Raw genomic sequence first — 10,364 nt, forward strand, 5'->3', positions numbered from 1 at the left:
GCTGTCGTCTCCACCGGTAACCTCACACTCATGGCCTCACGTCAGTCCGCAGCCAAGAAGCCGCCCGCGAAGAAGGCGGCCGCTCCGACGAAGGCTCCGGCGAAGAAGGCCCCCGCGAAAAAGGCAGCCGCCAAGAAGGCGCCCGCCAAGAAGGTCGCGGCGAAGAAGGCCCCACCCGCGTCGGCGCCCAACCCCACCGCGGGCGTGTACAAGCTTGTACGCGCCGTGTGGCTGGGCCTCGCGCACGCCGTCGGCGCGATGTTCCGCGGCATAGGTCGGGGCGCAAAGGGGCTCGACCCGGCGCATCGCAAGGACGGGCTCGCGCTGCTGCTGATCGGGATCGCGCTGATCGTCGCGGCGGGCACGTGGTCCAACCTGCACGGTCCCGTCGGTGACCTCGTCGAGATGCTGGTGACGGGTGCCTTCGGCCGCCTCGACCTGTTGGTGCCGATACTGCTCGCGGTCATCGCCGCCCGCTTCATCCTGCATCCCGAGAGGCCGGAGGCCAACGGGCGCATCGTGATCGGCCTGTCCGCGCTCGTCATCGGCGTGCTCGGCCAGGTCCACATCGCCTGCGGGGCGCCCGCGCGCAGCGACGGCATGCAGGCGATAAGGGACGCGGGCGGGCTCATCGGCTGGGCGGCGTCGACGCCGCTGACGTACATGATGGGCGACGTCCTCGCGGTGCCGCTGCTCGTGCTGCTCACGATCTTCGGCCTGCTGGTCGTCACGGCGACCCCCGTCAACGCGATCCCGCAGCGGCTGCGGCTGCTCGGGCAGAAGCTGGGCGTCGTCCAGGCCGATCCCGACGGGGACGACTTCGGCGAGGACGACGAGCGCTACGACGAACAGTGGCGTGAGGCGCTTCCCGCCCGCTCCCGGCGGCGTTCACGCGCCCCTGAGGGATACGACGCGGAGAGCGCCGAGGAGGAGGCGCTCACCAGGCGCCGCGGCCGTCCCCGGCGGCCCGGTGTGCAGCAGCCCGACATGAGCCGGCCCATGGATGCGGTGGACGTCGCCGCGGCCGCGGCCGCCGCGCTCGACGGCGCCGTGCTGCACGGGATGCCGCCCTCCCCGCTGGTCGCCGATCTGACGCAGGGCGTCACGGCGGAGCGTGACGGCTACGAGGAGACGACCCCGGTGCCGGCCGCGCGCGCCAAGGCCGTCCCGGGCGCCAAGCGGCCCAAGCAGGAGGCCCTGGCCGTCGAGTCCGTCGTGCCCGACCTCACCAAGTCCGCGCCCGACGCACCCCGCGACCTGCCCCCGCGCGCGGAGCAGCTCCAGTTGTCCGGCGACATCACCTACTCCTTGCCGTCGCTCGACCTCCTGGAGCGTGGTGGGCCCGGCAAGACGCGCAGCGCCGCCAATGACGCGGTGGTCGCCTCGCTCCAGAACGTCTTCATGGAGTTCAAGGTCGACGCCGCCGTCACCGGCTTCACGCGTGGTCCGACGGTCACGCGCTACGAGGTCGAGCTCGGCCCCGCCGTGAAGGTCGAGCGGATCACGGCGCTGACCAAGAACATCGCGTACGCCGTCGCAAGCCCCGACGTGCGGATCATCAGTCCGATCCCCGGCAAGTCGGCGGTCGGCATCGAGATCCCCAACACCGACCGCGAGATGGTCAACCTCGGTGACGTGCTGCGCCTCGCGGACGCGGCCGAGGACGACCACCCGATGCTGGTCGCGCTCGGCAAGGATGTCGAGGGCGGCTATGTGATGGCCAACCTGGCGAAGATGCCGCACGTGCTCGTCGCCGGAGCCACCGGTTCCGGTAAGTCCTCGTGCATTAACTGCCTGATTACGTCCGTCATGGTCCGGGCGACCCCCGAGGACGTCCGGATGGTCCTCGTCGACCCCAAGCGGGTCGAGTTGACGGCGTACGAGGGCATCCCGCACCTGATCACGCCGATCATCACCAACCCGAAGCGGGCCGCCGAGGCGCTGCAGTGGGTCGTACGGGAGATGGATCTGCGCTACGACGACCTCGCGGCGTTCGGCTACCGGCACATCGACGACTTCAACGAGGCCATCAGGAACGGCAAGGTGAAGCTGCCCGAGGGCAGCGAGCGCGAGCTGACGCCGTACCCGTATCTGCTGGTGATCGTCGACGAGCTCGCCGACCTGATGATGGTCGCCCCGCGCGACGTCGAGGACGCGATCGTGCGCATCACGCAGCTCGCGCGTGCGGCCGGCATCCACCTGGTGCTCGCCACCCAGCGGCCGTCCGTGGACGTCGTCACCGGTCTGATCAAGGCGAACGTGCCGTCCCGGCTCGCCTTCGCCACGTCGTCGCTGGCGGACTCGCGCGTCATCCTCGACCAGCCGGGTGCCGAGAAGCTGATCGGCAAGGGCGACGGGCTCTTCCTGCCGATGGGGGCCAACAAGCCCACCCGTATGCAGGGTGCCTTCGTCACCGAGGACGAGGTCGCGGCCATCGTGCAGCACTGCAAGGACCAGATGGCTCCGGTCTTCCGGGACGACGTCACCGTGGGCACCAAGCAGAAGAAGGAGATCGACGAGGACATCGGCGACGACCTCGACCTGCTGTGCGCTGCCGCCGAACTGGTCGTCACCTCGCAGTTCGGGTCCACCTCGATGCTCCAGCGCAAGCTGCGGGTCGGCTTCGCCAAGGCCGGGCGGCTGATGGACCTCATGGAGTCCCGCGGCATCGTCGGGCCCAGCGAGGGCTCCAAGGCGCGTGATGTTCTTGTGAAGGCCGACGAGCTGGATGGAGTGCTCGCCGTGATTCGTGGGGAAGCTGAAGCGTAGAGCTTTTGGCGGAGGAAAACAGGACAGGTCGGTCACCGTACGGGTGAGATCTCGGCGGCTCGGTCATGGCGCGGACGGTTCGCTCCGTGACATGTGGATATTCGAACGTGACTTACCCGTAAGGGAAAGACGGGCAACCGTTTCCCTTCGTCGTACGTCAAGTTGAGCGAGGGGACAGGTCCTTGTCCCAACATCAGGGTGACCGGCCATTCTGATGGCGTACAAAGTCCCACCGCCCGGTTGCCCCACCCTTTCGTACCCCCCCTAAACTGAACCTCCAGCACAGGTGGCTACACGCTCGAAAGGCGCCCCCGTGTCCATCGGCAACTTCCCTGACGGCAACTCCCCCGAAGACGAGCGCCCGTTCGACGAGCATCGCGAAGAAGGCCTCTCGGTCGGTCGTTCCCTGCGGCAGGCCCGCATCGAGGCAGGACTGACCGTTGACGACGTCAGCAACGCCACCCGGGTCCGTATCGCCATCGTGCAAGCGATCGAGCAGGACGACTTCGCCCCCTGCGGCGGTGACGTGTACGCGCGCGGCCACATCCGGACGCTGGCCCGGGCCGTGCACATCGATCCGGCCCCGCTGCTCGCCCGCTACGACGCCGAACACGGCGGGCGGCCCGCGCCCACCCCCGCCGCCCCGATGTTCGAGGCGGAACGGATCCGTCCCGAGCGCCGCGGGCCGAACTGGACCGCCGCCATGGTCGCGGCGATCGTCGCCGTGATCGGCTTCGTCGGATTCACCGTGGTCAAGGGCAGCGGTGGAAGCGACTCGAAGTCGTCGGTCGCCGAGGGCTCCACACCGACCGCCAGTACGTCCACCACCTCGGCCACCCCCAAGATCAGCAAGCCCGCCGACCCGAAGCCCGAGCCCACCGACAGCGCCATCGCGGCAGCCCCGCAGGACAAGGTGACCGTCCAGGTGAGCGCCCCCGACGGGCGCAGCTGGATCTCCGCCAAGGACCACAACGGCCGGCTCCTCTTCGACGGTCTGCTCAAGCAGGGCGAGTCCAAGACCTTCCAGGACAAGACGAAGATCGACCTGGTCCTCGGTGACGCGGGTGCCATCAAGCTGTACGTGAACGGCAAGAAGATCGACGACCAGTTCCAGCCCGGCCAGGTCGAGCGACTGACGTACACGAAGGGCGACCCCGTCGTCGGATGACTTCGGACGGCCGTGAGGGTCGCACGAAAGGCTTACGAAGCGGGCGCACAAAGGGCGCACCGCACAGGCGGGTACGGGGTTGGCCAAGATCGGCCAACCCCGTCGACGTGGGCTGTCAGTGAGACAAAGTAGTCTTGAGCCCATGCCTGAACGCCGTACCGTCGCACTCGTCACCCTTGGCTGCGCCCGTAACGAGGTGGACTCGGAGGAGCTCGCAGGCCGCTTGGAGGCGGACGGCTGGCAACTCGTGGAGGACGCCGAAGAAGCGGACGTCGCCGTCGTCAACACCTGTGGCTTCGTCGAAGCCGCCAAGAAGGACTCCGTCGACGCCCTCCTGGAAGCCAATGACCTCAAGGGGCATGGCAGAACCCAGGCCGTCGTGGCGGTGGGCTGCATGGCCGAGCGGTACGGCAAGGAGCTCGCCGAGGCCCTCCCCGAGGCCGACGGCGTGCTCGGCTTCGATGACTACGCGGACATCTCCGACCGCCTCCAGACCATCCTGAACGGCGGCATCCACGCCTCCCACACCCCCCGTGACCGGCGCAAGCTGCTGCCGATCAGCCCCGCCGAGCGGCAGAGCGCGGGCGAGGAGGTGGCCCTTCCCGGCCACGGCGCGCCCGCGGACCTCCCGGAGGGCGTCGCCCCGGTCTCTGGCCCGCGTGCGCCTCTGCGTCGCCGCCTGGACGGCTCCCCGGTGGCCTCGGTGAAGCTCGCCTCCGGCTGCGACCGGCGCTGCTCCTTCTGCGCCATCCCGTCCTTCCGCGGCTCCTTCATCTCGCGCCGCCCCAGCGACGTGCTGAACGAGACCCGCTGGCTGGCCGAGCAGGGCGTCAAGGAGATCATGCTGGTCTCCGAGAACAACACCTCGTACGGCAAGGACCTGGGCGACATCCGCCTCCTGGAGACCATGCTGCCCGAGCTCGCCGAGATCGACGGCATCGAGCGCGTGCGCGTGAGCTACCTCCAGCCCGCCGAGATGCGCCCCGGGCTCATCGACGTGCTGACCTCCACGCCGAACATCGCGCCCTACTTCGACCTGTCCTTCCAGCACTCCGCGCCCGACGTGCTGCGCGCGATGCGGCGCTTCGGCGACACGGACCGCTTCCTGGAGCTGCTCGACACCATCCGCTCCAAGGCCCCGCAGGCCGGCGTGCGGTCCAACTTCATCGTGGGCTTCCCCGGCGAGACCGAGGCCGACCTCGCGGAGCTGGAGCGCTTCCTCACGGGTGCACGCCTCGACGCCATCGGCGTCTTCGGGTACTCCGACGAGGACGGCACGGAAGCGGCGACGTACGAGAACAAGCTCGACCAGGACGTGGTCGACGAGCGCCTCGCGCGCGTGTCCCGGCTCGCCGAGGAGCTGGTCGCGCAGCGCGCCGAGGAGCGCGTCGGTGAGACCGTCCACGTGCTCGTCGAGTCGCTCGGCTCCGCCGACGGGGAGGAGTGGGGTGCGGTCGGCCGTGCCGCGCACCAGGCCCCCGAGACCGACGGTCAGGTGCAGTTCACGAGCGGCGAAGGTCTGACGGTGGGCCGTATCGTCGAGGCCAAGGTGGTCGGTACGGAAGGTGTCGACCTGGTGGCCGAGCCGCTCCTGGGCTCGCTCCCGTGTACTGAGGAGGCGGCCAGATGACCGGAGCCCCGGCGTCCGCGGCGGGCGGCTCCCCCAGCGCGAACGGCGCGGCGGGCGCTCCCGGCGTTCCCGGAGGCTCCAAGCCGGCGCGGGGCGGGAAGCTGGGCGCTGTGGCCGTCAATCAGGCCAGCCTCTGGAACATCGCGAACATCCTGACCATGATCCGGCTCGTCCTGGTGCCGGGTTTCGTGGCGCTGATGCTGGCCGACGGCGGGTACGACCCCGCGTGGCGTGCCTGGGCGTGGGCGGCCTTCGCCGTCGCCATGATCACCGACATCTTCGACGGGCACCTGGCGCGTACGTACGACCTGGTCACCGACTTCGGGAAGATCGCCGACCCCATCGCCGACAAGGCGATCATGGGTGCCGCGCTGGTCTGCCTGTCCTACCTCGGTGATCTGCCGTGGTGGGTGACGGGAGTGATCCTCGGGCGCGAGCTCGGGATCACCCTGATGCGCTTCCTGGTGATCCGCTACGGAGTCATTCCGGCCAGCCGCGGCGGCAAGCTGAAGACCCTCGCGCAGGGCACCGCGGTCGGGATGTACGTCCTGGCGCTGACAGGGCCACTGGCCACCCTGAGGTTCTGGGTGATGGCCGTGGCGGTCGTCCTGACCGTCGTCACCGGGCTCGACTACGTGAGACAGGCCATTGTGCTGCGCAGGAGCGGGATCGCCGAGCGGCAGGCGGCGGCCGAGGAGGCAGAACGGTGAGTTCTACGGCCGCCGAAGTGCTGCGACTACTCACGGTGAGGGGCGAGACGCTCGCCGTCGCCGAGTCGCTGACCGGTGGTCTGGTGGCGGCGGAGATCACCGCGACGCCCGGGGCCTCCCAGGCCTTCCGGGGCTCCGTGACGGCGTATGCCACCGAACTCAAGCACGAACTGCTGGGTGTCGACGCCACTCTGTTGGCCGAGCGTGGTGCGGTGGATCCGCAGGTAGCGGCCCAGATGGCGGCCGGGGTGCGCAAGGCGCTCGGCGCGGACTGGGGGATCGCGACCACCGGTGTCGCGGGACCCGAACCCCAGGACGGGCAGCCGGTCGGGACGGTTTTCGTGGCCGTCGACGGGCCGTCCCGAGCATCTTTTCATGCTGCCGGCGGCGGGAAAGTGGTACCGCTGCGGTTGAACGGCGACCGGGCGGAAATCCGTATGGAGAGTGTACGGAGCGTACTCGCACTGCTCCTGCAGGAGCTGGCGGGCGAACAGACCGGGAATGAGCGGGCACAGGATACGGAACAGAACGGGGGGTTTTGATGTTTGCAGCCCTGAGTGAACACGACATCGCTCCCCGCACGGCCGCGGCGCAAGGCGGTACGGTGGGGCGTGAAGGATGCGGCTACGCGGTCCGAGGAGGGAGCCACCGATGATTCTGCTCCGTCGCCTGCTTGGTGACGTGCTGCGTCGGCAGCGCCAGCGCCAGGGCCGTACTCTGCGCGAAGTCTCCTCGTCCGCCCGAGTTTCACTCGGCTATCTCTCCGAGGTGGAGCGGGGGCAGAAGGAGGCATCCTCCGAGCTGCTCTCCGCCATCTGCGACGCGCTGGACGTACGGATGTCCGAGCTCATGCGGGAAGTGAGCGACGAGCTCGCTCTCGCCGAGCTGGCCCAGTCTGCAGCGGCCACCGAGCCGGTGCCCACACCGGTGCGCCGTCCGATGCTGAATTCCGTATCGGTCACCGGCGTACCACCGGAACGGGTCACCATCAAGGCGCCAGCCGAGGCGGTCGACGTCGTCGCCGCCTGACGCTCACGAGTTCACGCTCATGAGCTGAGCACGCTTGTGAAAGCCCCTGCCGGGGCTGCTCCAGGGGAAACCTGGAGCGGATTCGGCAGGGGCTTTCGCTGTCTCCGGGTCCACTCGCTCCAGGTGACCCGAATTGTGCGTATATGCCATGGTTGATGAGGTCGTGATGGATGAGGCCGTTGTTGATGAGGTCGAGTGGATCGGAGAATCCCGATGTACGTCGTGAAGAGCCCGTTGTCCGACGCGGATCTTAGGACCGTGTCCGGCGCCCTCCAGGGAGCGCTGGTCGACCTGGTGGATCTCTCCTTGGTGGCGAAGCAGGTCCACTGGAACGTGGTCGGACCGCGTTTCCGCTCCATCCACCTCCAGCTCGACGAGGTCGTGGACACCGCGCGGCTGCACTCCGACACGGTGGCGGAGCGCGCCGCGACGCTCGGAGTTTCGCCCGACGGACGGGCCGCGACCGTGGCCACCACCAGCGGTATCGGCGTGACGCCCGAGGGCTGGATCAAGGACACCGACGCCGTGGGGGAGCTCGTGGACGCGCTGAGCGCGGTGATCAGCCGGATGCGGGTGCGAGTGGACGCGACGGGCGAAGCCGATCCGGTGAGTCAGGACATCTTCATCCAGATCACCGCCGACCTCGAGAAGCATCACTGGATGTTCCAGGCGGAGAACGGGTGACGCCCGGAGGCGGGCGGCTCACGGTGGTGGCCGACGGGCGCCCTGTGGTGGCCGCGGGGCGCCATGGTCGGCTTCGGATGTGCTTTGGGTGCGCCTCTGTGCCGTTGGTGCGCCCTGCCGGTGGGTGAGAGCGCGGGTCTAGCTTCGGGCTGGAGGTGGACACCATGGCAGGGCGGATAGCGCGCTGGGGGGCAGCGCTGGGGCTCGGTGCGCTGTGGTGGTGGGGCGTCCTCCGGCTCGCGCTGGCGCCCGATGCCGGGGCGCTGGAAGGGGCGGTCGCGGCCGGTGGGTGGGGGTTGAGCCTGCTGCCGGTGCACTGTGTGCCGAAGGCGGGGGTCGTGCGCGCCGGCGCTGGGGCGCACGGGCGGCGGGAGGGGTGGCTACGGCGTGGGGCGCGTGGGGGGCGCGAGCCGGGGGCTTCGTAGGGGCGGGGCGCTCGGTGGAGGGGGTGGGGGACGGGTACGGCGCGTTTGGGGACGCGTGGTGCCTGGGGCTCGGCGCGGGAGGGGCTGAGATTCAGAGGGGCGGGTGCTCGGAGGGGGCGGGTGCAGGGGAGAGATGCCGTAGGGCGGATGCCCGGCGGCGGTGTGGGGGTGTTGCTGGGTTGCTGGGGGCCGCGTGGGGGTGCTGCTGGGGGGCTACCAAGGCATCGCTACGCCGCCGTTCGGGCGCAGGATCTGCCCCGTCGTGAACGCCGAGGCGTCGGAGGCCAGATGCAGCACGGCGTGGGCGATGTCCTCGGGTTCGCCGACCCGCCCGAGCGGCGACAGCCGGGCCATGACCGCTTCAGTGCGCGCCTGGGCGTCCCCGTGACGGTCGGTCATCGGCGTACGTGTCCAGCCGGGCGCGACCGCGTTGACACGGATGCCGTGCGGGCCGATCTCGGTCGCCAGGGTCTTCGTCAGCTGCACGACGGCCGCCTTCGACGCGCCGTAGCAGAGCAGACCGGGGCCGCCGGTGTCGATGGCGCCGGACGCCATCGTGATGATGCTCCCGCGGACGCTCTTCGCGATCATGAGGCGGGCGGCCTCCTGGCAGGCGTACAGCACGCCCTTGAAGTTGACCCCCAGCACGCGGTCGAGGTCCTCGTCGCGGGTCTCCAGGACCGGGCTGCTGTGCATGATCCCGGCGACCGCCGCCATGACGTCGAGCCGTTCGCAGGACGCGACGGCCTGTCGGAGCTGCGCACGGTCGCTGACGTCGAGCGGATGTGTGTGGGCCGTACCGCCCTGAGCCTTGATGAGGGTCGCCGTCTCGTGCAGGCCCTGCGGGTCCCGGTCCGCGCAGTGGACGGCGGCCCCCGCCTCCGCCAGCAGGACGGCTGACGCGCGGCCGATCCCGCTGGCGGCGCCGGTGACGAATGCGGTGCGTCCGGTGAGGTCGTACGCCTTGACGGGCATGTAGGGACGGTACGAGGGTTTCTGACGGGTCGTCAATTAGTCGTACGGCAAGGAGTTGCACGACGAGGAGTTGTACGACGAGGAGATTTACGGGAGGGGCCGGCGCTCGGAGGGCGGGATACGGCCCGGGGGCGGAGTCGGGCCCGTCTGGCATGTCGGGCACCAGTACGTGGGGCGCTCTCGGGAGCCGTCGCCCTGGTCGCCCCGGCGGATCGAGGTGCCGCAGCGCAGACAGGGGCGGGGCGCACGGCCGTACACGAAGAGGTTCTGGTCGCGGCGGCCGGTGGTGATGCGGGTCGGGCGGTCGCGGTTGGTCTCCAGGAGCTTCTTGGCCAGGGCCGGGAGCAGGGTGGTGCGGTCGGCGGGAAGCTCACCGATGGGCAGCCAGGGGGTGACCCGGAGGAGGAAGCACAGCTCGCTCTTGTAGACATTGCCGATCCCGGCGAGGTTGCGCTGGTCGAGGAGGGCCTCGCCGAGGGGGCGGGCGGGGTCTTGGAGGAGGTTCTCCAAGGCGCTGTCGGGGTTCCAGTCCGGGCCGAGGAGGTCGGGGCCGAGGTGGCCGACGGCGCGGTCCTCGTCCGCGGTGCGGAGCAACTCCAGGACGGGGAGCCGGTAGCCGACGGCCGTGCGGTCCGCGGTGCCGAGGATGGCCCGGATCTGGTGGGCGGGGCCGCCGCTCCAGCGCCGGCCGTTCGCGTACACCTTCCAGGAGCCGTCCATCCGCAGATGCGAGTGCAGGGTCAGGCCGCCCTCGATCCGGGTGAGGAGGTGCTTGCCGCGCGGGGTGACGTCCAGGACGGTGCGGCTGGTGAGGTCGGCGGTGGCGTACTTGGGCACCCGTAGATCGGAGCGGGTCAGCACTTTGCCCGCGAGGGCGGTGTGCAGCCGCCTCGCGGCTTGCCAGACGGTGTCTCCTTCGGGCATGGGTCCCAGGGTGGCACGAGTGGGGGTGGAGGTGCGGCGGGGTGGGGTGC

General features: G+C 70.0%; 10 protein-coding genes. 8 read left to right on the forward strand and 2 right to left on the reverse strand.

Annotated features, from left to right (window positions below):
• The first annotated feature begins 30 nt into the window (after positions 1–30).
• The 8 genes from OG798_RS37450 to OG798_RS37485 all read left to right on the forward strand — a co-directional run bounded on the left by OG798_RS37450 (position 31) and on the right by OG798_RS37485 (position 8,415).
• Positions 31–2,769, forward strand: a complete 2,739-nt coding sequence (locus tag OG798_RS37450) for a DNA translocase FtsK (RefSeq protein WP_121418292.1) — start codon at positions 31–33, stop codon at positions 2,767–2,769.
• 313 nt (positions 2,770–3,082) lie between these two features.
• A complete protein-coding gene (locus OG798_RS37455; RefSeq protein ID WP_095852272.1) occupies positions 3,083–3,937 on the forward strand; it encodes a helix-turn-helix domain-containing protein in 855 nt (284 codons plus the stop codon).
• 142 nt (positions 3,938–4,079) lie between these two features.
• The gene (rimO, locus tag OG798_RS37460) at positions 4,080–5,567 is read left to right on the forward strand and encodes a 30S ribosomal protein S12 methylthiotransferase RimO (RefSeq protein ID WP_267062974.1); all 1,488 of its coding nucleotides are present in this window, start codon (positions 4,080–4,082) and stop codon (positions 5,565–5,567) included.
• Complete coding sequence (pgsA, locus tag OG798_RS37465; protein ID WP_075030681.1) at positions 5,564–6,277, forward strand: CDP-diacylglycerol--glycerol-3-phosphate 3-phosphatidyltransferase; 714 nt, start codon at positions 5,564–5,566, stop codon at positions 6,275–6,277. Before rimO ends, pgsA begins: the two co-directional genes overlap by 4 nt.
• A complete protein-coding gene (locus OG798_RS37470) occupies positions 6,274–6,819 on the forward strand; it encodes a CinA family protein (RefSeq protein WP_121414849.1) in 546 nt (181 codons plus the stop codon). The genes pgsA and OG798_RS37470 overlap by 4 nt, the downstream gene beginning before the upstream one ends.
• Before the next feature lie 109 nt (positions 6,820–6,928).
• Positions 6,929–7,306, forward strand: a complete 378-nt coding sequence (locus tag OG798_RS37475; protein WP_054228608.1) for a helix-turn-helix domain-containing protein — start codon at positions 6,929–6,931, stop codon at positions 7,304–7,306.
• 213 nt (positions 7,307–7,519) lie between these two features.
• Positions 7,520–7,990, forward strand: a complete 471-nt coding sequence (locus OG798_RS37480; RefSeq protein ID WP_095852269.1) for a Dps family protein — start codon at positions 7,520–7,522, stop codon at positions 7,988–7,990.
• 164 nt (positions 7,991–8,154) lie between these two features.
• Positions 8,155–8,415 carry a hypothetical protein gene (locus tag OG798_RS37485; RefSeq protein WP_095852268.1) on the forward strand — a complete coding sequence of 87 codons (261 nt, stop codon included), beginning with the start codon at positions 8,155–8,157 and terminating at the stop codon, positions 8,413–8,415.
• A 213-nt stretch (positions 8,416–8,628) separates the two neighbouring features.
• Here OG798_RS37485 and OG798_RS37490 read toward each other — a convergent pair whose 3' ends face one another.
• Together OG798_RS37490 and OG798_RS37495 are read right to left on the reverse strand one after the other, a co-directional pair.
• Positions 8,629–9,390 (reverse strand): SDR family NAD(P)-dependent oxidoreductase, encoded by a 762-nt coding sequence (locus tag OG798_RS37490; RefSeq protein ID WP_095852267.1) that lies wholly within the window; start codon positions 9,388–9,390, stop codon positions 8,629–8,631.
• A gap of 87 nt (positions 9,391–9,477) precedes the next feature.
• On the reverse strand, positions 9,478–10,314 hold the full coding sequence (locus tag OG798_RS37495; RefSeq protein WP_267062976.1) for a DNA-formamidopyrimidine glycosylase family protein: 837 nt from the start codon (positions 10,312–10,314) through the stop codon (positions 9,478–9,480).
• Between the last annotated feature and the right edge of the window lie 50 nt (positions 10,315–10,364).

Origin of the sequence: Streptomyces sp. NBC_00271, from assembly GCF_036178845.1 — a bacterium.
Classification (GTDB): domain Bacteria; phylum Actinomycetota; class Actinomycetes; order Streptomycetales; family Streptomycetaceae; genus Streptomyces.